Raw genomic sequence first — 25236 nt, forward strand, 5'->3', positions numbered from 1 at the left:
TTGCTCCAAAAATCAAGGCTTTCTCCAGGTTTTCTACTGGATCAGACTAGTGTCGATTGCCACGATTTGAGCTGTTTCGATTTGAACTATTGCTGGATGAACTATTGGTTGTCGAATTGTTCTTATTATTCGACTGATTTCCACTGGAATTACCGAGAATCGCTGCCCAAGCACTTTGATAATCGCTATCCGATCCCCCGATGGCAAAGCGGTATTGAGTGGTTGGCGCTCCGTTTTTGGCCCAAAGGCTCGTCACCATTTGACCGCTCACATCGATATCCCTACCATTGACATTGACGCGGCCCGGTCTTTCACCAGTCGATTTGAGCACTTCAGAGCGGATCACACTCTTATCGAGAGTGAATTTATCCTGAATTCCGAAGAGACTTGGATCTGCTTGGTAGATCGCATTCGCCAACTGCGCCATGTATTGGGCATTGTTGTTGTATCCGGTCAAGGTCTGCATGGAAGCATTGTTGTCATGGCCGATCCAACCTCCTAAAGAAACATTAGGGGTGGACAACATGAGCCACATATCCCCATTTGAGTTAGTGGTACCGGTTTTTCCAATCCAGTCTGCACCTGCCAGCGTTGGGTTGACTTGGCTAATCCGTGACTTAAAGGTCGTTGTAGCACCAGACGTAATAACCCCGCGCAAGAGATCCTGCATAATCGTTGCCGTTGCTGGAGAGTAAACACGAACAGGATCTGCCTCGTGCTTGTAGACTACATCTCCATCTCGATCAATGATTTGCTCTACCATGTAGCGTTTGAGGTAGTTCCCATTGTTAGCAATGGTTTGGAAACCATTGGTATGTTGGGCAACAGTGACCTCAATTCCTCCCCCCATTGGCAGACTCTCAATGCCATATTCAGGGATATCATAGCCCATTTTCTTCATGTAGGATGGAACATCCACACCCTTTTCACGAAGGGTCCGGTAAGTCCAGTAAGCTGGAATATTCCACGAGGTATTGAGGGCCTCACGGAGATCCATCATGGCTGTTCCTCGGCTATCCACGTGCATGATCGGCTCCCCACTTGAGAAATTAGTGGGGTAGTTAGAAAGGATACTATTACTTCCCATCAAGCCTTGGTCAATGGCAATCCCATAGGCCAACAGCGGCTTGATAGTAGATCCTGGGGAACGTTCTGTATCAAAGGCATGGTTGTTTTGGTTACCATCAAAATTCCGACCACCGATAAATCCTAAAACAGCACCCGTTCGGTTGTCCATCAGGACATTCCCAACTTCTACAAGACCCGTTCCATCATCCAAGACGCTTCCAAAATTCGCGACTGCAGCCTGCATCGCATTGTGAACCGGTTTGTTAATAGTGGTTTGGATAGTGTAACCACCTTCGCGCAACTCACTCTCAGCTAATTCTTGATAAGCCTTGACGGTTTCATTATTTTTCAGGTCTTGCTTGGTGACATTGTCTCGCTTGATCAAGTAATCATACATGGCCTCTTTTGCTTCTTCCATTGCTTGGAAGTAGAGGTAGTCATGCGGTGTTTTCTCGATGCCATCTGGAGCCATGAAGTCTTTGGTCAAGTCGTACTGAGCATAGGTCTCGTAGTCTTTTTTCGACAAGGCTCCCGTCCGGTACATATTGAACAAAACGTCTTTGGCACGCGCCAAACCTAACTCGAGGTTTTCCTTGCTCTTTAGGCTACCGTCTGCAGCATAAGGAGAGTAGACAATCGGACTTTGTGGCAAGCCAGCGATAAAGGCCGCTTGTGGAACGGTCAAGTCTTTGGCAGAGACGCCAAAGATTCCTTGAGCTGCAGCTTCCACACCCGCAATATTTTGTCCCCGATTGTTTCGTCCAAAAGGCGAAACATTTAAGTAGGTGGTTAGGATTTCATTTTTATCCATTCCCCGCTCTAAAGCCAAGGCATCGACAATCTCTGTCGCCTTACGAGTAAAGGTTGGAGCGTCTCCCACGACTTGCTGTTTGATCAACTGCTGGGTCAGGGTTGATCCCCCACTTGAGGAACCCACGCCGGCTACAGATCCAAGTGTTGCCCGAAGAACGGCTTTAGGTACAACCCCCTTGTGGCTTTCAAAATTCTCATCCTCAGTAGCGATCACAGCCTTCTTGACATTGTCCGAAATGGCGTCTCCTGCTACTGGCGTACGGATCAAATCACTGTCCACTTCTGCAATCAAGCTCTTATCGGAATAGGTCAGTTTTGAAACACTGCTGACATTGCGGACCTGCTGGACCAATTCTTCTGTCTTTGGAACCTTGACATTGCTAAAGAGGCTCGCTGCATAACCAATCCCAATCCCTGCGCCAAATAAAAAGAGGCACACAAACAGGGCGATCATGACATCCCACAAGAGTTTGAGGGTTCGCAAAAAGGTCGCAAAAATATCACCGACAGACCAGCTACTTTCCTCATTTTTTTCCTTATTCGGAGTTTCTGTATACATCTTTGCAAAGAATTTTTGAACCTTCTTCCAAAATTCTTGCAGCTTCTCTTTTAATTGATTCACTGATTCTTTCTCCTTGTTCCCTATATTATAGCAGATTAGACCCTTTGTTTTCAATCACAAGAGCGTAGAAATCGTCACTCATTCTTCCTGGGTAAGGACAAGAAAATGATGGAAACCATTGCCATTTCCGTGGTTTATGGTAGAATAGAGAAATGAATAAACTTATAAAGGAGAAAAGACACATGCACATTTTTGATGAGCTAAAAGAGCGTGGTTTGGTATTTCAAACGACGGATGAAGAAGCCTTACGCAAAGCACTGGAAGAAGGTCAGGTTTCTTATTATACTGGTTATGATCCAACTGCTGACAGCCTTCACCTTGGTCACTTGGTTGCCATCTTGACTAGCCGTCGCCTTCAACTAGCAGGCCACAAACCTTATGCGCTCGTTGGCGGTGCGACTGGTCTCATTGGTGATCCGTCCTTCAAAGATGCTGAACGTAGTCTCCAAACAAAAGAAACTGTACAAGAATGGGTTCGCTCCATTCAAGGGCAATTGTCTCGTTTCCTCGATTTTGAAAATGGTGACAATAAAGCCGAAATGGTCAACAACTACGATTGGTTCGGAAGCATTAGCTTTATTGACTTCCTTCGTGATGTCGGAAAATACTTTACAGTCAATGCTATGATGAGTAAAGAATCTGTTAAAAAACGGATTGAAACAGGGATTTCTTACACAGAGTTTGCCTACCAAATCATGCAAGGCTATGACTTCTACGTCCTCAACCAAGAACACAATGTAACCCTTCAAATCGGTGGATCTGACCAATGGGGAAACATGACAGCCGGTACTGAGTTGATGCGTCGTAAAGCAGATAAAACTGGTCATGTTATGACTGTGCCTTTGATCACAGATGCAACTGGTAAGAAATTCGGTAAATCAGAAGGCAATGCGGTCTGGCTCAATGCAGACAAAACATCTCCATACGAAATGTACCAATTCTGGATGAATGTGATGGATGCGGATGCTGTGCGCTTCTTGAAGATCTTCACTTTCTTGTCACTTGATGAGATTGAAGAGATCCGTAAACAGTTTGAGGTTGCTCCTCATGAACGCTTGGCTCAAAAGATCTTGGCGCGTGAAGTGGTTACCCTTGTCCACGGCGAAGAAGCCTACAAGGAAGCCCTCAACATCACAGAACAACTCTTTGCAGGAAACATCAAAAACCTTTCTGTTAAAGAACTCAAACAAGGCCTTCGTGGTGTGCCAAACTACCAGGTCCAAGCAGAAGACAACCTCAACATTGTTGAACTCTTGGTCACAGCTGGTGTGGTCAATTCTAAACGCCAAGCCCGCGAAGATGTTCAAAACGGAGCTATCTACGTCAACGGCGAACGCATCCAAGACCTCGACTATGTCTTGAGCGACAGCGATAAATTAGAAAATGAATTGACCGTTATCCGTCGCGGTAAGAAAAAATACTTTGTTTTGACTTATTAAGAAAGTAAAACCACGAAGTTTGGTATGAACTTCGTGGTTTTCTTATACACTTTTTTCTGGGACTATTTCCCTTTTCTGCGATGCAACAAAGCTTGGTTAATTCGTTGAGTTTTTTTATGGAGCTGCCAAATCTGGTACAGCCAGATCAGGCCGTAAATGGCTAGAAAGATCAACCAAGGAATCGGGCTCCGTAAGGCTGTCCCCCAGCCAAAAAACAAGTAGGTTAATGCTAAGATGGCAGCTGTCACAACTAAATGCAAGGCCACACGCAAACTATAGGTCAAAAACTCTTCTTCCTCAAGAATGAATGTCAAGACTCCCATTGTCCCACTCATCAAAAAGATCGCCAGGATATTGCGGACATTTACAGCGGGATAGACGATGTTGGGATAGACATGGGATAATAACACCAAACACAAATAAAAGAAGGATCCTGTCCTCATACCAGATACAAAATAAGCTATAACTCGTTTCATCACTTTCTCCTACACCCCTAAATAATCCATCAAGGATTTGACATATTTCCGACTGACACTTGATTTTACTCCGCGTGTCAGTTTAGCCATCATATTGCCTGAAAAACTATCCGATAGCGATTCCAAATGGTCGATATTCATCACCGCGTGGCGGGATATCTGTAAAAAATTACGACGATTAATCCGATGTTGAAAATTTGTCAAAGTATCTCTGACGATGAACGTTTTGTCTGTCGTATAAATGGTTAGCTGATTCTTATCAATCTCGGCTAGAATAATGTCATCAATTTTCACCATGATCAAATGATCATCTGTTTTGATAGGGATCACTACTTGATTCACTGTCGAAAATTGTTCGAGATAGTCCATCACCTCTCGTGCTTGATCGGATAATTGCTTGGCTTGAATGACCACACAGGGGTTGTTTTCTGGGATATCCTGTTTTTCCTCAAAACGAATCTTCATTCCTACTCCAATTCTCACTTACTCTCTTTTATTCGATCTTTTTGCTAAGGAAACCCAAATCCCCAAAGCTAGAAGAATACCACCTAACACTATAAGGTATGTTTGTTCCTTTGTCAATAACGCTTGCCATTTGAGCTGAACGCCCATTTTTTCTTGAAATTCTCGAAGAAGATCATCTCGCCCCTTAAAGGCTTCGCTCACTGCTTCTTTCATGAGTACTTGTCGATAAAGTGCAGCAATATAAGTTGCTGGAGTACATTTCATTAGTAGTTGTGCAAAATCAGGTAGAACACCTAAAGGTACATAAGTCCCTACCAAAAAACCAGAAGCTGTACCCACTATGGTCGCAAACTTCCCAAGACTGTCTACGGAATGGAAAAAATAAACAAAAATAGCATTCACTAAACTAGAAAGCAGGCTACTAAGCAGCATGATGAGGAGTACCTCAGGTAATAGAGAAAGGGTTGGAACTTCTCTAAAATAGCCGCACATCAGCACATACATAAGGGCCTGCATGAAAAAAGAGATGATGATTGCGCTCGTTAGATACGAAAATGGTAACCGCCACTTTCCTTGATCCGATAAATAAAGATCCTGATCTACTTGATGTTCACGATCCTTTACTAACTGAGTCAGGGCAGCCAGACTTGTCGTAATCCCTGTCACAGCCAGCGTCCCACTCATTAACCAATTATTTAACACAGGACCACTATTGGGGAGCTGAGCCCAAGCGTCTGTTAGATTTTTTTGAAGAAAAATAATATAGAGAACAAAGGAAATCAAGGCTCCCAACAGGGAGAAGAAAACTCCTGAACGATTCCTAAAATACAATAAAAAATTTCGCTTTAGTAAGGCTAGCATTAGCGGACCTCCCTTCCTGTAAGTGCAATAAAGGCATCATCCATGGTCCCTGGACGAAACTCAAAATGGGCTAAATTATCTCTAACTTGCGCCAGGTAATCAATGGCTTCCCTTTCACTCTTGGGTTGAAAAATATACTCCAATTGACTTTGTTGCTCTACTGACATTCCTGAAGATTTGAGACTTTCTATCTGCTGCATCTCCTTGAAACGAATCTTTAAGATATTAGTAGCATACTGACTCTTAATATCTAGTGCCGATCCTTGAGCAATCACTTCCCCATGGTCTACAATATAAATTTGATCAGCTTCATCTGCTTCGTCAAGATAATGCGTGGTCAATACAACGGTCATTCCCTCTTCTCTCTGCAATTGATAGAGCAAATCCCAAATAGACTTCCGGGTTTGGATATCCAAACCTGTCGTTGGCTCATCTAAGAACAAAAGGTCTGGACTGTGTAGTAGAGCACGCGCAATGTCAACCCGACGCTTTTGGCCACCTGAAAGCGTTCCGTATTTCTGCTTTTGGAAAGCTGATAGGCCTAGCCGATCAATAAGATCAGACACACGATTTGGTTTTAGGTCTTTGTACTGTCTAGCACGAATGGTCAGATTTTCCCTAACCGTCAGCATCTCATCTAAGACACTAGTCTGGAAGACCACACCAATTTTCGTACCTGGTTCATAGATGATTTCACCTTGCGTTGGTTGTTTCAAACCAATCAACATGGAAATCGTTGTTGATTTCCCTGCCCCATTTGGTCCTAGAATCGCATTAAACGTTCCCTTTTCAAACTGTAAGTGAATATTGTTTACGGCTAAATGATTTCCATATCGTTTACTGATGTTTTTAGCTTGTAATATCATGTTCTCTCTCCTTTTGATAGAACCAGTCTAGCAAAAAAGCCGTTTAAAAAACGGCTTTTGAGGATAAGTGGTCAAAATGAAGAGATGAGTGGTGAGATCGGAGAGATTAAAATGAGGAAAAAATTTATTGCAGCCATTCTTTTCCCCATTGATTCAAGTCCTTTAAAATTGGCATCAGTGAATTGCCTTTTTCTGTCAGCTCATATTCTGTATGGAGTGGCATCGTTTCAAAATCATATTTCTCAATCAATTGGTTCTCTATTAAAACATCTAATCCACGTGTCAAACTGATAGTTGTAATCCCTTCAACTTCTCTTCTCAATTGATTGAAACGGACTCTCTTATGCTTGTTTATAATCCATAATATATTCATCCTCCATTTCCCACCAACCACATCTAAGACTCGAGACATACTACAGTTCCAATTTTTATTTGTTAACATTTTTTCTCCTTACAAAAATGTGCCTACTATTCAGGTAGTTTGTAAAGTATTATAATCTATTTATCATTTATTTTAAAGGAGTCACTTATGTTTATTGTAAATCTTACCTATATCAAGCCCCTTGATGAAGTTGAAAAATTCTTAGAAAAACACATAGAGTTTTTAAATCAGTATTATACAAAAGGTCATTTTATCGCATCTGGAAGGAAAAATCCAAGGACCGGCGGTATCATTCTCATGAGAGCTAAAAATAAAGAAGCCGTTCAAGAAATCATTACACACGATCCATTCTATCAAAATGAGATTGCTCAATATGAGATCATTGAATTTGAGGCAAGTAAGTATTGCCCAGAATTGAAAAACGTCCTGAACAGTCCATTGGACGAAAATGAGGAAATTAAATAAAGAGACTCAAGGTCCACTCAATACCGCGTAGATTCGTTAAAAAAGTGTGACTTAATCCCATTAAAGCATCGGTTGCTATCTAGAGGCTCTTTTGTTACACTACTAATATGAATACACCGATCAAACCAAAATTACAACGATTTCAAACAGTCACTGCTTTTGCCTGTCCCATCTGTCAACTGGACCTAGAACTTGTGGAGACCAGTTTTAAATGTCCCAAGGGCCATTCTTTTGATTTAGCGAAATTTGGCTATGTCAACCTGGCTCCCCAGATCAAACAATCAAAGGACTATGACAAAGAAAATTTCCAGAATCGCCAGCTAATCCTAGAAGCAGGTTTTTATGAGCCGATTCTAACAGCGATCGGACAAAAAATTCCGACCAGTGATGCCAGAATTCTAGATATCGGTTGCGGAGAAGGTTATTACTCCCGAAAACTACAAGAAGCCTATCCCGAAGCTACTTTCTATGCCTTTGATCTTTCCAAGGAATCTGTGCAACTAGCTGCCAAGAGTGACGCTAGCTGGAAGGTCAATTGGTTTGTAGGAGACTTGGCTCATTTACCCATTCAATCTAAGAGTATGGAGGTCATTTTGGACATCTTCTCCCCGGCTAATTACGCTGAATTTGAACGTGTCATAAAGACAGAAGGGGTGATCATTAAGGTCGTCCCAACCTCTTCTCATCTAAAAGAAATTCGTCAGTTGGCCCAAGATCAATTGGCCAAGCAATCTTACTCCAACCAGGAAATTTTGGAGCACTTTGAAGATCACTGTCAGATTCTCTCATCCGAAACGGTCAGCCTTACCAAGAGTTTAACTCCTGAAGAACGCCAGGCGCTCCTCACCATGACCCCCCTTCTATTTCACGTTGACCAAGAAAAAATCGACTGGACCCAACTCACAGAAATCACCATTGAGGCCCAAATATTGGTTGGGAAAATCAAGATACAGAGGATTTAAAATGAAAAGTGAAAAGGCTGAGACAATCGTCTCAGCCTTTTACTCATCTTCTGTATGCTCTGTCATGACTTGTAAGCGATAGGTTTTAGGCGATTTGCCACAGAGTTTGCGGAAAACTTTGTAGAAATAGCCAACATTACTGTAACCGACCTTGTAGCAGATATCTTCAATACTATCATTGGTCGATAAGAGGAGCTGCTGGGCAGCCTTGATCCGCTGTTTGTTGAGGAGTTCTGCGAAAGTCGCATTGGTTTCTCGTTTAATCAATTGGCCTAAATAGACTGGATTGATAAAGAGACCCTGACTGATGTCCTTGAGTGACAGCTCTTTTTGGTAATCACGGCTAATCACTTGGAGGACACTCGCTACATTTTCATTCATCCGATAGTGGGATAAGAAACGGGACAACTCTTCCTGGATAAAGCCAATCATCTCGCTAAAAGTGGCAGTTTCTTGGACTTTCTTGACTACATCAGCTAAATTATCACCTTGCAGGTATTCAAACAAATGAAAGACATCCATCAAAAATTGGATAAAGAGCTGCTTGGTCAGTGAGACCTTAGGGGTCTTCTCAAGGATCATTTTTTCTAACCAGTCCAGTTCTTCTAAGATCTGTTGGATATTTCCTTGCATGATCACCCGATAGGCCGGCTCGTAGTAATGGAAGACTTCTTCATCTTGATTGAGAGGGGTCGCCCCATAAAAGAGGCTCCGCTCTACTAGGTCCTTAAATTGATGAAAGCGCTCCTTATACGGAGGCTCGAAGACCTTCTGAATCATGGCTTCTTCTTCTTGATCCGAGATAAAGAGTTGAAGATTTTGCCCAAGAACTTGATAAGACGAGCTGATAAAGCCTTTTTTCTCCTTAGCGACTCCAATCCACAATGAGTTCCGACCTGCGATATAGCGACAAAACTCTTCCTCAGAGATATCATCGTGAATCAAACGGTCGGCCAACTCTTGGCTTGGTTGCTGGATTTTATGCTGAATTTTTTCTAGGATATTGCCCATCTCCACCTTATTGACAGGTTTGAGCAGGTAGTCTGCCACGCGCAAATTGAGAGCTGTCTTGACGTATTCAAAATCCTGATAGCCTGACATAATGATATAGGCAGCATCTGGAATCAAATCCTTCATTTCAGCAATCATCTGAAGTCCAGTTTTCCCTGGCATATTGACATCCGTGATCACCACATCTACCGGATGCTCTCGCACATAATCAAGGGCCTGGTCTGCATCTTCTGCAGTTGCGACCACCTCCATATTCCAGTGGTCAAAGGGGATTAATTTTTTTAACCCTTCTGTAATCATATACTCATCGTCTACTAATAAGACTTTGTACATTCTGTCTCCTTTATTCATCTTGAATGGTTATCGTATAGGTCACTCCATGGTTAGATTGGGAGAAGACTTGGATATGGTAGCGATCTCCAAAATAGAGCAACATGCGTTCATGGACATTGACAATTCCGATGGACTGCCGACCACTCTTTTCTTCGATTTCTGAGCGTGGATTGCGATTGGCTAGCATCTCTTGAATGCTTTCTAGCTGTTCTTCTTTCATCCCGCGCCCATTATCAGTGATCAAGATGATGACCTGCCCTTCTCCTTGCAAGACCTTGACACTGATTACATTGTCCTTGCGTTTATGGTCCACTCCATGCGCAAAATAGTTCTCGACTAAAGGCTGGATGGTGAATTTTGGAATCTTCATTTTTTCCAAACCTGGATCGATCTTAAAGCCATAGGCAATCGATTTGGGATAACGTACCATGCAGAGGTAGCTGTATTTGCGACAAAATTCGAGCTCATTTTCAACCGTCGTCACTCGCTCGTCTGAGATATTATTGCGCAAGAGACTACTAAACTCATAGATAATATCGCCCAATTCATCCTGCTCTTGCATGACGGCATACATCCGGATAAATTCCAGTGTATTGTACATGAAATGGGGATTGATCTGGGCTTGTAAGGCCCGCATATTGGCATCTTTTTGGCTGAGCTGCAACTGGTAGATATCCCGAATGTTCTTGTCCATATTGTCTAACATGGTATTGATCATATTACCAATGACCAAAAGTTCTTGGTCCTTGGTCGAAGTATCAATCCGACGTTCACTATCGCCTTGACTGATCTGATTCATGGTATCGACCAAATCGAGGACTTGACGCCGGTAATTTTTGAAAATCTGCCGTAATAACAAGTACAGGATCAAGAAAATTAGGAAAGCAATGGAGAGAAAAGTGGTCAGGTTAGCTAGACCCTTTTTGACTAGATAACTTTCAGAAACAGCTACATCCACCTTGTAGCCATAGATCGTGCTACGGGTTTGCCATTTAACATCTTTTGCTTGCTCCTTATCCCCTTCATGGTACATTTCTTTCCCAAAGGACGTGAAGATCCGCACAGCAACCGGTAGATCTCCTCTAGCATTGTCAATCGCTGCCGTCAAAATTTCCTGGTCCAGAGTCATATAAGCAATCCCAACTCCAGCACCCGTAGTCGGATCTGTCAAAGGAACCGGAATGGCTGTCGCAGGAGCCTTGTAATGGTCCGCTGAAACTTGCTTCCCCCCCTTCGATTGCCGGGTAGAGACAAATACTGTCTTGTAATCCGACAAGGTGACATCGATGCCCTCGATGTTTTTATTGCTCAAATAGAGACTGTCAATATTCTTATGTAGGGACAATTGGATATAAGAAGGGAACTGGGCATTCAATCGCCAAGTCTCATACTCCGATGGTGACAAGGTAAAATAGCGATAAACCCCTTCTAACTTTGCAGGGTTTTCAACGAGACTACGCCCTTCTTGTGTGACCCGCTGATAAGAGGTCTCGAGATCCGTCACGACTTCAGTCAAGACCCGTTGGGCAATCCGATCGGCTTCAGCTTGCTGGTTTTTCCAAGAGATCCCCGCTACGACGAGACCCATAATGGTCAAAATGACCACCATGACATAGGCGTAGAATTTTAAAAGCGTACTTAACCAGATTTTTTTCATCGTTAGGATACCAATTTTTCGTGGATATTTTGATAAACAGGGTCAAAGATATCATTGACAAAGAAATGCCAGACGCCGATCAAGACAAAAAAGAGAAGGGCTGGCATATAGTAGCTAATGACACCAAGTAGTGCTGTTCCAAGGATGAGCTTAAGAACTGGACGAATGTCCAGCAACATTCCGATCAAACTGAGCTTGATACTGTTGGCATAAGAGAGAGCAAAATGCACTTGCAATTTCAAATAAACGGCGTAAGCTAGAGGCGCAACCAAGAGGAAAACTAGATTAAACAGGAGAACCAAAATTTGGAAGAAATTTAAGTGAGGAATCTGGACCATGAGGTACATGCCATAGAGGAGGATTCCTTCAATGGCAAAGAAGGTGTAAAAGACTTGATTAGCCGGAACCAGATTTTCTTTGAAGAGTTCCCAAGCGCGTGACCAATGGTAGTCTTTGTAGGTCATGCCATTTTCCGCATAGAGGCTCATGATAGTGGCACTGGCTGGTCCTACTCCTAGAAGAATGCCCCCACAGATCGTCAAGACCCAAAAAATCCCTGTTACCAGCATGGCAACATAGACTCTCGTAAAAATGAACTCGATGATTTTTCCCATCATTCAGCCTCTTTCCCAATTAGTTATTCTATTATATCATAAAAATAAAACGCTTTCCTCATATTTGCATTAGTGAATTGAAATATTGATTTTCATTTCCAGGATTCATTTTCATAAAAACTTAAAAAGGCTCTGGAGATTCCTCCAAAGCCTTTTCACACTACCTATTTCTTATTTTTTAGAAGCAAGGTATTCGTCGTATTGTTTTTGCATTTCATCAAGCACTTTTTGGTAAGCACCTTCTGATTTCAATTTTTCAAGCATCTTAGGAACTTCTACTTCAGGATCCACAGTACCAGTATTGATAGCACCTGCGAATTGGTTCAAAGTATTTGTAAGAGCTGTGATTTCTGATTTCACTTTATCTGTGTTAAAGATGAAGCCAAGTGCTGGAGATTCTTTTGCAGTTTCCAAGTCTTTCTTAGATTGTGCAATTTGTTCATCTGTTACGTTTTCGTTGATGTAAAGAATCCAGTTGTTACCAGTGTTCCATCCAGACATGTGAGTGTTTCCGTTGTAGCCATCCAAGACTTTCACACGGTTTTCTTTACCTTCAACTTTTTCCCAGTTCTTGCCTTCTGGTCCATAAACAAGGCCGTTCAAGAGTTCTGGATTAGTGTTCAAAAGGTTCAACACTTCCATTGCTTTTTCTTTGTTCTTAGAGTTGTTTGAGATAACAAAGTTAGCTACTTGAGTGGTGTTGTTCTTCTTGTAAAGTTCAGTAAATGGTTTGATGTCGATCTTACGGTTTGCTACACGAGTAAGCAAGCTGTTACCGTAGTCAGCTGGTCCTACTGTTTCTTCACGAACCAACCAAGTATCTTGAGAAAGGTCATAACCAGTATCGCTTGTTGCTACGTCTTTTGGAATGTATCCTGCTTCGTAGTATTTGTGAAGAGTCTTCAAGTTTTCTACATAACGAGGGATTGTGTAACGGTCAACGATCTTCGTAGTGTCACCTTTCAAGTCAACAACGAATGGAAGTCCATCAACAGCCACATAGTCGAAGTCATCTGAAGGTCCACCGTAGCTCTTGTTCATGGCAAATGGAACAACGTTTGGATCTTTTTCTTTAATGGCTTTCAAGACTGGTTCAAGAGAAGCATAGTCTTTGACGTTTGAGATGTCGATACCATATTTTTCAACAAGTGGTCCGTTGAAGGCAAAGTTTTGAGAAGATGCAACGTTGGCTGCTACTGGAACAGCATAGATCTTGCCATTTACAGTGTTCCCTTTGATGTATGCTGGGTCAAGTGCTTTGTAAAGGTCTTTCCCTTCTTTCTTGTACAATTCTGTCAAGTCAGCATAGGCACCTTTTTGAGCATTGATAACGTAGTTGTTGGCAAAGGCAATATCATAGTTTTCACCAGATGAGATGATAACGTTCATTTTTTGTGCGTAGTCACCCCAACCAAGATATTGGATATCCAATTTTGCGCCAACTTTCTTTTCAATGATCTTGTTGGCATTTTCTAACAAGGTATCCAAGTTATCTGGTTTGTCACCGATTTGGTACATCTTGATGATTGGTTTACCGTCTTCAGTTGTTGCTGATTTCTTGTTGTTACCTGTAAGGCTTCCACAAGCAGCAAGAGTAGCTCCAAGAGCAATGACACTAGCAGATGCTAACGCGTATTTTTTCCAATTTTTCATAAGAAAAATCTCCTTTATGTTATTTTCTTTTTAGACTAAGTTATGAGTTGAAAATCCTGTTGATTTTCAATGAACGATGTTATTCTTTCACACCACCGATGGTCAAGCCTTTTACAAAGTAGCGTTGGAAGAATGGATAGAGAATGGCAATTGGCACTGTTGCCACAACCACCATGGCCATACGTCCTGTTTCCCGTGGGATGGATTGTACAGCTCCTGCCAATTGGCCGGATACCCCGACATTTTTAGCGATGTAATCCATATTGTTTTGGATTTGCATCAAGAGGTATTGCAATGGGTAAAGGTTGTCACTCTTAATATAGAGAAGGGCGTTGAACCAGTCGTTCCAGAATCCTAAAGCGGTGAAGAGACTAATAGTCGCAATCCCTGGTAAAGAGAGTGGCAAGCAAATTTGGAAGAAAATCCGTGTTTCACTTGCTCCATCGATACGAGCAGATTCAAGAATGGCTTCTGGAATGGTCCGTTTAAAGAAAGTCCGCATCAAGATGATGTTGAATGGGCTAAGCAACATTGGGATGATCAAAGCCCCGATGGTATCACCCAATTGCAAGAGTTGAGTGGTAACAATATAGCCCGGTACCAACCCTGCACTAAAGAGCATACTAAGGAGTGAAAATACAGTAAAGAACTTGCGGTATTTAAAGGTACTCCGTGAGATAGCATAAGCATAGGTTGTTGTGATAAAGACATTACATGCTGTTCCCACAATAGTCACAAACAAGGTAATGAAGAGGGCTTGCAAGATTTTTTCTTTGAACTGTACCAAGAAAAGGTAACCATCAAATCCAAATTTTGCTGGCCAGAATTGGAATCCATGGACTGCCAAACTTTGTTCGTCTGTCAAAGAGATCATGACAACGAAGATGAAGGGAAGTACACAGGTCAATCCGACTAAGGTCAACAACAAGGTAAAGAAGAAGTTGCTCTTCTTACTGAAAGAATGGATCCCGACATTATCAATTTTTTCTTTTTGAATGGTTGATTTTTTCATACGATCCTCCTTTCTAGAAGAGAGCGGAATTCTTATCAATGCGGCGAGCAAAGATATTGGAGATCAAGACAAGGATCAGTCCGACAACCGATTGGTAAAGACCGGCTGCTGCTGTCATCCCGATATCCCCTGACTTGGTCAAACCGTTGTAGACATAAACATCAATAACATTGGTCACACTATAGAGCGCACCAGCATTATGCGGGATTTGGTAGAAGAGACCGAAGTCTGCGCGGAAGATATTTCCGACTGCAAGAATAGTCAAGACCGTAATCAAGGAAGACAACTGAGGAATGGTGATGTTGCGAATGCGTTGCCACTTAGACGCACCATCCACGGTCGCTGCTTCATAGTATGTTGGGTCAATTCCCATGATAGTTGCATAGTACATGACACTACTATAACCAAAGCCTTTCCAAATTCCTAAGAAGAGGAGAAGCGCTGGCCAGATCCACAATTCTGAATAGAAATTGATGGCCTTCATGCCAAGTGAAGTTAAGATGTGGTTGACCAATCCTTTGTCCACGTTCAGGAAGGCATCGGTGAAGAAGCTGATGATAACCCATGATAGGAAGTATGGGAAGAGCATGGAGGTTTGAAGCACCTTGACCACTCTTTTTGATCTCAACTCACTAAAGATGATGGCGATCCCAACGGAAACAATCAATCCTAAGAAGATAAATCCTAAGTTGTACAAGACCGTATTTCTTGTAATAATGTAGGCATCTTTGGAACTAAAGAGGAACTTGAAGTTGTCAAAACCAACCCATTTACTCTTCATGACACTGTCGATGAAGCCTTCTCCTGTAATATGATAGTCCTTAAATGCTACGATATTCCCAAAAACCGGAATATAGAAGAATAAGATTAACCACGCTGCACCAGGTAAGACCATTAAAAGAAAAATGAAATTTTCTCTCAGAGTCCTTACAAACTTTTTCATTTAACTCCCCCCTTTGAGCCTTGAGCGTGTTTTTGCTTTGGTAGCGTTTACAATACTTATTATAAGATAGCCATTTTCTATTTTCAAACTCCTAATTATAGAAAAAATTCTACAAATTTATGACATAGCTTTAAAATAGGAGTAGAAAAGGGCGATTGTAAACACAGCTCCTCTTCTACTCCTATCCACCATGGATAAGACATCTGTCATCCAACTTGGCATTTTTTACGTTGTATAAATAGTTGAGGCGGTCGCAATGGTATGCCACTGGTTAGCTGTTGTTGCTGCGAAATCCTTGTCTGCGTAGAAATCGTTGAATGGCAAAATCTCTACTTCTAGTTCATCGATACGTGAGATGGAACCAGCTAGATAGTCCTCCATACGGCTTTCTGCGCGCTTGATCCGTTGCAAAAGCCCACCCATACGGATGTCCACTGTATCCAAACCAAAGACCTTGTTTTCTTTCAACCATTGCTGGCTAAAGAGCTTGTTAAAGGTTTCAATCTGGCTTCTTAATTTTGGTAATTCTTCCCTAGCAATTTGTTGCAAGCTCTCTTTATCACCTGTTTGATAGGCTTGACGAATGCGTCGTCCCACATCAACCTTGCCACTTAAAATAGCATTCAACTGGGCTTGAGTTTCAAAAAGATAAGCATAGGCTCCAGCTTTTTCTTTAATGTCAGAAAGAGTCTCAGCTGCCTGGGCAAAGTGAGGCTTGTCCTGTTCAGGAGTCATGTGCTTATCAAGAATTGGGCAAAGAACATCCTGATAAAAGACATAGCGGTTGGGATTGATACCACTTAGATTTCCTGGTAGATCTGGTAAGAGGTTTGCAAGATCAAGCTGCATAAAGTCCTCAACCGATAAACCTGTATTGGTCTTGAAGTGAGCAGATAAACGCTCTAAATCATTTCGATAGCTGAGTTCTGCCCAGATTTGTAGACTTGGCAGAATAGAGAACTGAGCTGTTTCACCACCATTATCTCCCCAACCCGTCACAATGACTTCCTTGATCTGATTAGCACGGCAGGCTTTGTTAGCTTCGACAGCGATGAGACGACTGAAATGGTTGTGTGGTGTGAAACCAATCCACTTCCAAGCACCACCTGCAAAGGCAATATCCTGGCTAATCTTGTGGTGATTACCGAAGTTACGGTTGTATTTTTCTTCGCTATCCTGATAATAATCCCAGTAAACCAAGGTCACACGGTCTTTGAGACGGTCAAGATAAACACGAGTTTCTTCTGGAATTTCGACATCACGGTCGTACTGGCCATCTGCTGACATGATTTTGAAGAACATATCGCTCCACATCTGGCAGTGGAAACCATACTTGTCTGCAATATCCAGCACACGCTCCAAATGTTGACACATGAGGAGGCTACGGTCCACAACACCATTTAAGATGAGATAGCGTCCCAAACCAACCAAGTGGGCTTCGTCCATGCCGATATTGACCTTGCGTGTTTGGAGCTTAGACAAAGTCGCAAACATGCCGTCAATCAGGTCATAAACTTTTTCTTCACCGATAAGGAGAATGTCCTCTACATCGCGGAGTTGCTGGACTTCTTTGACACCCCACTTGACAAAAGCTGACAAGTGGGCCAAGGTCTGGATACATGGTACAAAGGTCATGTCAAACTGCTGGGCGTAGGCTTCAATTTCCTGTAATTCTTCAGCTGAATAAGCCCCGCGGAAATAACCAAAATAAGGTTGCCCTTCAATCTGATAGGTGTCTTCCATGTAGAGCTCAAAGGTTGAATAACCCATCAGAGCCAAGACTTCAATCATCTGCTTGGCTGATGCAACATTTAGAACTGCATTTCGCGAACAGTCCGCCATGTAGGCTAAATCTTCATAAGCCGCTTGTTCTTCAATCTCTACCTTATCACCTTCTACCAAATCTGTTGCGAGAACAGACAAGGCGCGATAGAGTTGGTGAGGTTTGCGATAAGTCAATTGATAGCTTCCGCCCTCACCCTTGATAGAAATAGAAGCTTGGTCAGACTGAGTGACTGCCACTTCTACATCTGGTAGAGAAATGTGATGTTTTAATGCTTCGATAGCTTGGGCTTGTTTGGGACTAAGTCCTGTAAAACTTACCATTGGTTTTCCTCCTGTAACCAGTTGACAAGGGCACCGTAGAGATTGGCATCTGCCTGATAGGTGCATGCTTGGATCACTGGCGCAATTGTATATTCTTCATATTTTTCCACAAAAGCGTCTACTGCTTTTTGCACCCCTTTGATAAACTCAGGATTTTGGCTAATAGAACCACCTAGGCTAATGACATCAGGGTCGATCAGGTACTGAATATTGAGTAGTCCTTGAGCTAGATTACGATTCATCCGCTCAATGGCTTCTTGGCAAAGGCTATTGCCGGCTGCAGCCTCTTGGTACACCTTGCGGCCATCCCAATCGGTTTGACCAGATTTTTCGATGACATAGCGAACCATGTTCCCTGTAGAAGCTAGTTGCGACCAGTTGTTAAGTTTTTCTGCTGGTTCGATGGTTGTCATGTAGCCAAACTCACCACCCAAACCATGGCGGCCACGGTGAAGCTTACCATTGATAATCATAGCCCCACCAATCCCTGTGCCAATGACAACACAGGCTGCATTTTCAATCTCAGGATGAGCCAGCAGTTCACTAAGTCCAACACAGTTGGCATCATTTTCTAGATGGACAGGGAGTTGGTGATGAGCAAGCGCTTCATACCATGAAAAACCATGGATGTAAGGAATGGCACTGATCCCCTCAATCACCCCGGTTTCTTGATTGACTGCACCTGGCACACTCATGGCAATCCCACGATAGTCCTGTTCTGACAAGCGTTGGTCTAACCAAGCCAATAAATCTTCTAGAGTTTCTGGAGTTGGGGTGCTGGTCTTATCTAAAATCTTTCCATCAGGAGTTAGACTAGCAAACTTAATGCCAGTCCCTCCGATATCAATGGTCGCAATGGTCATTGCTTTCACCTGCAAAAGGAGCGAATCAGCAGTTGGTTCTTACTTTTTCGCTCCTCCTTTCCTTTTATTGTTTCTTCAGCTGCAACCAGCTATACTTCTTCTTTTTTAATCCATTCTGTACGAATTTCTTGTGGTGCTAATAGTCCTGAATGGACTGGATATGGGCGTTCCAACAAGTCAAGAATGGTTTGTTGTTTGTCAGACACACGGACATTTTCTTGACTCATGTTGTAGTAACGAAGGACGTAGCCTTCTTCATTTTCAGCAACTTTAAAGGCTGTTGGGCAGACTTGTGGCAAGTTCAGTGCCGGATGGTTAAAGAGGCTACCCGTTGCTACAACGCTTCCCTCTTGTTTTGCAACTTGAAGAGCTGTAAATGGTACCTGGAAGGCTTTGGCACGACGGAAAGCTGAAAAACGATCCTGAGCTTGGTGGCATTCCACTGCATATTCCACCTCAAAGGCCCGCAAGCATTGTGCTTCTGGTGTTGGGAAATAGCCCCAGTCACCAAGTTCACCAGAAGCCCGGAGAAGTGTTACAGCTATCGTATCGTCTCCAAGGATTTCATATTCGTGTAATCCTTTGTTGGTTACTGTTACTCCTTTAACATCATCATACAAGCTGACGAAAGCTTGCTGGTGTTGGGGATTTTCAGGATTTTCCCAAGAAGCAGCCGGTTTATTTGGCCGTGTGACCACCTCATAAATGCTTTCCGAGTCGTTGCTTGGACGAGTGTTATGAGTTTTCACCAAGAGGCGGATACGGTGGTCTTTAGCAGTATTGGTAAAGCGAGTTTTAAAGCGAATTTGCGGATCATCCACAAAGACGGTCATCTCAGTTTCAAGAGAAATAGTTGTCAGCTCTTCTGAGCGTCTTGCCTGGCGGTTCATAAACTCGATAATGCCTCTTTGCTCCGCATCCAATTGTTCATCTGCGCTGACTGGAATGGTCAAGTCATGCTTGAGCAAGATTTTGGCATAGCGAGCATTGTTTTCCAAGACCTCATAAGCTGTTAAGTCCGCATAGATCGGCTCTGTCCCTTTTGGTTGGAAGTAGATATATTCATTTCCGATATCACCGCGGTCTTCGAAGCGAAGGAAATCCTCATAAGCCTCATTGGTCGTTTTATCATAAAGGGTCAAACCTTCATCGATACTAAGGGTTACAAATGGTGTATCGATCACCCCATTTTGGAACAGACCATCATGATGAGGTGCTTTACCTTCTAAGAGCTGGAAGGTCGTCCAAGACAAGGCTGCCAAATGAACCGGAACCGTCACGCGCACTTGACGTGCAATATAGGGTTGGCGGAATTTATCCTTAGGCAAGGTATAGCCAAAGCTTGCTCCCAAGTCTTCAATCTCTGCTTCTACAAGATGACCGTCTAAATCTTCTACATGATAGCCTGGCAAGGTCAAAGCGGCCATTTTCTTGAAGCCTTCTGTCGGATGCAACTCCTTAAATGGACAAACCGCTACATCGACGATCGTGCTGACGGTATCCACCTTATCATGCAAGCCTGTATTGATGACCGTAAAGAGATGCTCACTCTGGGCTTTTTGAGTTGCTAGTTTGCCCTTCCATTCGTTTAAAAGGTTGGTTTTGACAAAGTTTCCGACTTGGTTGACCTTGGCAAAACGAACTTCCATTTCGCGGTGAACATCATCCACGCTACATCCACAAATACTATCGTGTGGCGCATTTTGTAAGAGCGTCTTCCAGGCATAGGTCAACTGATCCTTGTGGTGATGTCCACCAGTGATGATGGTCAAAGGTTCCACCACTTGCTCGAGCAAGTTGCTGTTTTCTTGGAAGGCTTGCTTGAGATAAATCCGAGAAGAAGACGTATTTGCCAGTGTGTACCAACCATCGGTTTCCTGACTGGTCAACTCACCTGTAACTGTTGATAATTGTTCAGGAAGTGCACTTTCCACTGCTTGGACATATTCATCAAAGGAGCTATGAATAAATGTCACGTCAGGGAAAAGTTCGTTAGCTACGCGAATGGCTTCACTCAAGTTTCGTTGAACCGGTTGGTGGTCACAGCCGTTCATCATCAACCATTGGTTGGTTGAGGCATAGTCACGAACATCTGCCAATTTTTGTTTCCAGAAAGCCAAAGCTTCATCTTTATCCACTGGAATTTCGTTCCCGTTACTGTACCAGTTGGCAAAAAGAATACCGAGTACACGACTCCCATCCGCCCCTTGCCAGTACATTTCAGAAAATTGAGAGGTAAATTGCTCATCTCCAAGAACTTGGTTGTCAAATCCGATTGGTTTGACCCCACGCCCAAAGGCCGCTACGTGAATCCCTGATTTTTGAAGGATTTGAGGAGCCTGCCCCATATTTCCAAAGGTATCTGGGAAGTAACCAATTTGAGTAGATTTGCCCCATTTGGCACATTCTGCTTGTCCAATCAAGGTATTGCGAACATTGGCTTCACTGGAAATCAAGTAATCATCCTGCAAGATATAGAAAGGACCAATCTTGAGCTTGCCTTCGTCGATATAACGCTGCACCTTGTCGCGATTTTCAGGGCGAATTTCTAAATAGTCATCAAGGACAATGGTTTGCCCATCCAAGTGGAAGCTTTTGAATTCAGGATCATTTTCAAAAAGATCAAACAGATTGTCAAACAGTTCCACCAATTGCATGCGGTGGTTTTCAAAAGGTAGATACCACTCACGATCCCAGTGGCTGTGAGAGATGATATGTACAACAACATTTTCCATGAGTAAAACCTCATTCTAACTTAAATTTTTAATGTTTTAAATATAAACTTGTGATTCTAACAAGAATCAGTGAAGCTAAAGCGTGCTCCTTATACTCAATGAAAATCAAAGAGCAAACTAGGAAGCTAGCCGCAGGTTGCTCAAAGCACTGCTTTGAGGTTGTAGATAGAACTGACGAAGTCAGTAACATATATACGGCAAGGCGAAGCTGACGTGGTTTGAAGAGATTTTCAAAGAGTATTAGCGAATATCCAAGTAATCCAAGACTAATTCACAGAACATCATGTTGGCCCAAGAGAACCATTCACGCGAATATTTGGTTGGATCATCCACGTGGAAACTTTCGTGCATGACGCCCGTGCCTCCATCGCAAGCAACCAACTGGTCCAGCAAGAGTTTTTTCTCAGCTTTATCATTTGTTGTCAATCCTTGAATGGATAAAGCAATCGGCCAGATATAGCGATAAAAGGTATGAGAACTTCCGAGTCCACTTGCGTACTTCCCTTCATAGAAGTAAGGATTTTCAGGGCTCAAAATAGTCCGACGAGTGGCTTGGTAAACTTCGTCGTCAATCTCGCAGTAGCCCAGATAGGGAGCAGCCAACAAACTTGGTACGTTCGGATCATCCATGATGCTAGCATTTCCCAAACCGTCTACCTCAAAGGCATAGATTTTCTCGCCCTTGCTGTTAGTCGTGTAGGCGTAGTTTTCGATTCCTTCTTGAATCTCCGCTTGCAAGCGTTTGGCATCTGCAATGATGCTGTCACTATCGGCTAGATTCAATGCTGCGAAGATTTCTTGCACATAACCCAAGACAACCACTGCAAACATATTGGACGGGATTAAGTAGCTATACTGACAGCAGTCATCACTTGGACGGAAGGCTGACCAGGTCATCCCTGTCACAGCGAAATCTGGCCCAAAGCCGTCATTCACCAGCGTGTCTTCCTTACGATCTGTATCCCGAACAAAGCGATAAGGGGAATTCTTGTGGTCTTGTTCCACTGTCCAGAGATGAAGGATTTCCTTGGTCGCAGTGACAAAGGTTTCATCAAATTGGCTAGTCTCACCTGTTTCCTTCCACAGGAGATAAGCCAGTTGCAAGGGATAGCAAAGCGAATCCACTTCATACTTGCGCTCCCAAATCCAGCCATTCAAATCGGTATGGTCGGTCTCGTGGTGGCCTTTCCAGTTCTCCTCAATATTAAAAGAGTTAGCATAGGGATCCTTGAGGATCAAGGTCATCTGGCGTTTGACCAAACCAGCAATGGTTTGACGTAAACGAGGATCTCGTTTAGCCACATGAAGATAGGGTCTCAATTGAGCCGTTGAGTCACGCAACCACATAGCTGGGATGTCCCCTGTTAACACAAAGGTTGAACCGTCTTCTAAAATTTCAACTGTATTATCCAAAGTGTCTGTATAGCAACGTTCAAAGACATCCACCCACTCAGGGTACTCCTTAGCTCGCTCAGCCACTTGATCCAACCATTCTCGCACAATTTCTTTTGAATAGGTCATTTATTTTCCTCACACGTATCGATTCTTTCCTATTCAGTATAAAAGATTTCAAATGGGAAATACATACGCAAACTATAGCCCTTTTTCTACAAAATTTTCCATTTGATAAAAACGCTATCATATTTGACAACACTTTGATACAATGAAGGAAATACCACCGCGTGTTCCAAGAAAAACACAGATCATTTAAGGTTGATGAAGAAAAAGGAGACAAGATGCGCACACATTGCCAGACCATCGATACCCGTTGGGGAAGCGATAATCATCCTCACTATTCCCACGGAAACACCCTCCCTTATACAGGAGTCCCTTTTGGGATGAACTACTTCCTTCCTCAGACGACACACGAACAAGGGGCTTGGTTTTTCAACCCCAATCTCCCTATTTTTCAGGGATTTCGCCTCACCCACCAGCCTAGTCCTTGGATAGGAGACTACACTTGGTGCCTCATCACGCCCATCACGGGGGAAATTGCAAGTTCCGACCTCTTCCGTCGCCAAAGCAGTTATTCGATGAAAGAAGCTATTTTCCAGCCCCACTACCTCCGTATTTTTTCGGAACGTTATCAGATTCACAGTGAGCTGGTTCCAAGCCGCTACGGGGCTGTCATGCGCTTTCGAGCACCAGAAAAACTGACACTCTGCTTTCATGCAGCAAAGGAACTAGAGGACTTGACTCTGACAGACCAAACCTGCCACTTCCACATTCTGGATCAGGCCCATACCGCAGATACTTCCTACTCTTTCTATCTCCAGTGGCAATTTAGCCAGCCGATTGAGAACGTCACTCACATCGATCAAGATCTTTTTCTCACCTTTGCTAGCAAGGAAGTGACCGTCCAATTAGGAACTTCTTATCTGTCTCAAGACATGGCTCACAGCCATCTTCCCCACCTTTCCCTAGAGGAAGCTAAAAAAGAGGCAGCCGATCAATGGAATCAGCTGCTAAAACGAATTGAAGTAAAAGATGCCGGAGGGCGTGACCAAGCCTTTTTCGATCATTGCCTTTACCGACTCCTCCTTTTCCCTCAAACCTTTTATGAAACAGATACCGAGGAAAATGACTGGCACCTGGATGTCACTCATAATGAAATCAAACCAGGAAAAGCTTATACCAATATCGGATTTTGGGACCTCTTTCGGACCTCTTTTCCTCTCTTTAGCCTTGTCTACCCCGATTATTACCGTCACTTTCTCGAAGGATTTTTAAACACTTACCAGGATACTGGTTTTCTACCAAAATGGTTGGCCCCAGATGAACGAGGGATGATGCCAGGCACCCTCATCGATGGCGTCTTTGCGGATGCTGTCACTAAAGGGATCGCACCAGACCTACATGAAAACATGCTCACAGCTATGCTCCAGACGGCTCAAAAAACAGATCCCACTCAACATTTTGGTCGCCATGGCAATGAAAGCTACACGGCCCTTGGCTACCTCCCCGATGATTTTCACGAAAGTGTGAGCCATAGCCTAGATTATGCCTATAGTGATTTTTGCATTGCTACCGTTGCCAAGCAATTGGGTCAGACAGAAACAGCCACTCGGTATGCTGCTTCCAGCCTCTCCTACCGAACATTGTATGATGCCCAAACAGGCTTTATGAGAGCACGATCCACCAATGGAAACTTTAAAGAACCCTTCTCTCCTATCAGCTGGGGAGGAGATTATGCAGAATGCTCTGCCACCCAGGCTACTTTTGGAGCCTTACACGACCTCTCCGGTCTGATAGAGCTAATGGGCGGTAAAAAAGCCTTCACCCAACGACTGCTGGATCTGGCCAATCAAAAACCTCAATTTGATGTAAGAGGATATGGCTATGAAATCCACGAAATGAGTGAAATGGCCCAAGTCCCATTTGGGCAGATCGCCATCTCCAATCAACCCAGCTTTCACATTCCCTACCTCTTCCGTTACAGTCTTCATCCCGAATACACTAATCTCCTGATCCACCAGATCCGTTCCCAAGCTTTTCATCAAGATTTCCAAGCCTATCCAGGTGATGAGGACAATGGTAGCCTATCTGCTTGGTACATCTGGTCAGCCCTTGGACTCTATCCAACCTGTCCAGGAAAACCAATCTATGATCTGGGCCTCCCTCTCTTTAAAGAAGTCCTTCTCCATCTTCCCAAGCAAGAGCTCAAAATTTGCGCCAACTCACACACTGCAGGCGCCTATTTCATCCAAAAAGCCCTATTAGATGGCAAAGAGAAACAAGAGGTTTCCCATCAAGATCTCCTTGAAGCCCAATTGCTCCAGTTTGAGCTTTCTTGGCTCCCCCCACATGCATAAGAAAAGAGAGTGGGACAGAAATCGGTAATTCGTTAGAATTCGATTTCGTCGTCCCACCTCCGCACAGTTGAGTAGGGC

The 25236-nt window shown here is 43.3% G+C and carries 20 protein-coding genes; 4 read left to right on the top strand and 16 right to left on the bottom strand.

The features are described from left to right. Nucleotides 1–46: 46 nt before the first annotated feature. The gene (gene pbp1b, locus K1I56_RS03505; RefSeq protein ID WP_223325266.1) at nucleotides 47–2503 is read right to left on the bottom strand and encodes a penicillin-binding protein PBP1B; all 2457 of its coding nucleotides are present in this window, start codon (nucleotides 2501–2503) and stop codon (nucleotides 47–49) included. A gap of 182 nt (nucleotides 2504–2685) precedes the next feature. Here pbp1b and tyrS point away from each other — a divergent pair, with 182 nt between their 5' ends. Beyond that, nucleotides 2686–3942, top strand: coding sequence for a tyrosine--tRNA ligase (gene tyrS, locus K1I56_RS03510; protein WP_195227566.1), 1257 nt, complete (start codon nucleotides 2686–2688; stop codon nucleotides 3940–3942). Between the two features lie 62 nt (nucleotides 3943–4004). Here the strand turns inward: tyrS and K1I56_RS03515 are convergent, their stop codons facing one another. From K1I56_RS03515 to K1I56_RS03535, 5 genes are all read right to left on the bottom strand, one after another. Continuing rightward, nucleotides 4005–4418, bottom strand: a complete 414-nt coding sequence (locus tag K1I56_RS03515) for a DUF3021 domain-containing protein (protein ID WP_003004151.1) — start codon at nucleotides 4416–4418, stop codon at nucleotides 4005–4007. A gap of 9 nt (nucleotides 4419–4427) precedes the next feature. Beyond that, nucleotides 4428–4883: a LytTR family DNA-binding domain-containing protein gene (locus K1I56_RS03520; protein WP_223325267.1), complete on the bottom strand. Its 456-nt coding sequence runs from the start codon at nucleotides 4881–4883 to the stop codon at nucleotides 4428–4430. Nucleotides 4884–4901: 18 nt separating this feature from the next. Further along, nucleotides 4902–5744: an ABC transporter permease gene (locus K1I56_RS03525; protein ID WP_223325268.1), complete on the bottom strand. Its 843-nt coding sequence runs from the start codon at nucleotides 5742–5744 to the stop codon at nucleotides 4902–4904. Then, nucleotides 5744–6610, bottom strand: coding sequence for an ABC transporter ATP-binding protein (locus K1I56_RS03530; protein ID WP_155168045.1), 867 nt, complete (start codon nucleotides 6608–6610; stop codon nucleotides 5744–5746). Before K1I56_RS03530 ends, K1I56_RS03525 begins: the two co-directional genes overlap by 1 nt. 124 nt (nucleotides 6611–6734) lie before the next feature. Further along, nucleotides 6735–7052, bottom strand: coding sequence for a winged helix-turn-helix transcriptional regulator (locus K1I56_RS03535; protein ID WP_223325269.1), 318 nt, complete (start codon nucleotides 7050–7052; stop codon nucleotides 6735–6737). An 87-nt stretch (nucleotides 7053–7139) separates the two neighbouring features. Here K1I56_RS03535 and K1I56_RS03540 point away from each other — a divergent pair, with 87 nt between their 5' ends. Then, a complete protein-coding gene (locus K1I56_RS03540) occupies nucleotides 7140–7457 on the top strand; it encodes a YciI family protein (protein WP_223325270.1) in 318 nt (105 codons plus the stop codon). 107 nt (nucleotides 7458–7564) lie between these two features. Further along, the gene (locus K1I56_RS03545; RefSeq protein ID WP_223325271.1) at nucleotides 7565–8419 is read left to right on the top strand and encodes a putative RNA methyltransferase; all 855 of its coding nucleotides are present in this window, start codon (nucleotides 7565–7567) and stop codon (nucleotides 8417–8419) included. Nucleotides 8420–8458: 39 nt separating this feature from the next. On the opposite strand, the gene K1I56_RS03550 is transcribed toward K1I56_RS03545, so the two are convergent. The 10 genes from K1I56_RS03550 to K1I56_RS03595 all read right to left on the bottom strand — a co-directional run bounded on the left by K1I56_RS03550 (nucleotide 8459) and on the right by K1I56_RS03595 (nucleotide 22867). Next, nucleotides 8459–9763, bottom strand: coding sequence for a response regulator transcription factor (locus K1I56_RS03550; protein WP_223325272.1), 1305 nt, complete (start codon nucleotides 9761–9763; stop codon nucleotides 8459–8461). Between the two features lie 10 nt (nucleotides 9764–9773). Continuing rightward, nucleotides 9774–11420, bottom strand: coding sequence for a sensor histidine kinase (locus K1I56_RS03555; RefSeq protein WP_223325273.1), 1647 nt, complete (start codon nucleotides 11418–11420; stop codon nucleotides 9774–9776). A 2-nt stretch (nucleotides 11421–11422) separates the two neighbouring features. Beyond that, on the bottom strand, nucleotides 11423–12034 hold the full coding sequence (locus tag K1I56_RS03560) for a YesL family protein (RefSeq protein WP_061604265.1): 612 nt from the start codon (nucleotides 12032–12034) through the stop codon (nucleotides 11423–11425). Nucleotides 12035–12205: 171 nt separating this feature from the next. Next, nucleotides 12206–13687: an ABC transporter substrate-binding protein gene (locus K1I56_RS03565; RefSeq protein ID WP_223325274.1), complete on the bottom strand. Its 1482-nt coding sequence runs from the start codon at nucleotides 13685–13687 to the stop codon at nucleotides 12206–12208. 79 nt (nucleotides 13688–13766) lie between these two features. Beyond that, the gene (locus tag K1I56_RS03570; protein ID WP_223325275.1) at nucleotides 13767–14699 is read right to left on the bottom strand and encodes a carbohydrate ABC transporter permease; all 933 of its coding nucleotides are present in this window, start codon (nucleotides 14697–14699) and stop codon (nucleotides 13767–13769) included. 13 nt (nucleotides 14700–14712) lie between these two features. Next, nucleotides 14713–15642, bottom strand: coding sequence for an ABC transporter permease (locus tag K1I56_RS03575; RefSeq protein ID WP_223325276.1), 930 nt, complete (start codon nucleotides 15640–15642; stop codon nucleotides 14713–14715). 225 nt (nucleotides 15643–15867) lie between these two features. Continuing rightward, entirely contained in the window at nucleotides 15868–17748 is a 1881-nt protein-coding gene (locus K1I56_RS03580; RefSeq protein WP_223325277.1) for a beta-N-acetylhexosaminidase, read from the bottom strand. Next, nucleotides 17742–18611: an ROK family protein gene (locus K1I56_RS03585; RefSeq protein ID WP_155199238.1), complete on the bottom strand. Its 870-nt coding sequence runs from the start codon at nucleotides 18609–18611 to the stop codon at nucleotides 17742–17744. Before K1I56_RS03585 ends, K1I56_RS03580 begins: the two co-directional genes overlap by 7 nt. Before the next feature lie 89 nt (nucleotides 18612–18700). Further along, on the bottom strand, nucleotides 18701–21346 hold the full coding sequence (locus K1I56_RS03590; RefSeq protein WP_223325278.1) for an alpha-mannosidase: 2646 nt from the start codon (nucleotides 21344–21346) through the stop codon (nucleotides 18701–18703). Nucleotides 21347–21586: 240 nt separating this feature from the next. Beyond that, nucleotides 21587–22867, bottom strand: coding sequence for a glycoside hydrolase family 125 protein (locus K1I56_RS03595; RefSeq protein WP_201037082.1), 1281 nt, complete (start codon nucleotides 22865–22867; stop codon nucleotides 21587–21589). Between the two features lie 215 nt (nucleotides 22868–23082). Between K1I56_RS03595 and K1I56_RS03600 the strand changes: the two genes are divergently transcribed. Beyond that, the gene (locus K1I56_RS03600; RefSeq protein ID WP_201037084.1) at nucleotides 23083–25158 is read left to right on the top strand and encodes a GH92 family glycosyl hydrolase; all 2076 of its coding nucleotides are present in this window, start codon (nucleotides 23083–23085) and stop codon (nucleotides 25156–25158) included. Nucleotides 25159–25236 lie beyond the last annotated feature (78 nt).

Origin of the sequence: Streptococcus parasanguinis (assembly GCF_019929185.1) — a bacterium.
GTDB lineage: Bacteria > Bacillota > Bacilli > Lactobacillales > Streptococcaceae > Streptococcus > Streptococcus parasanguinis_O.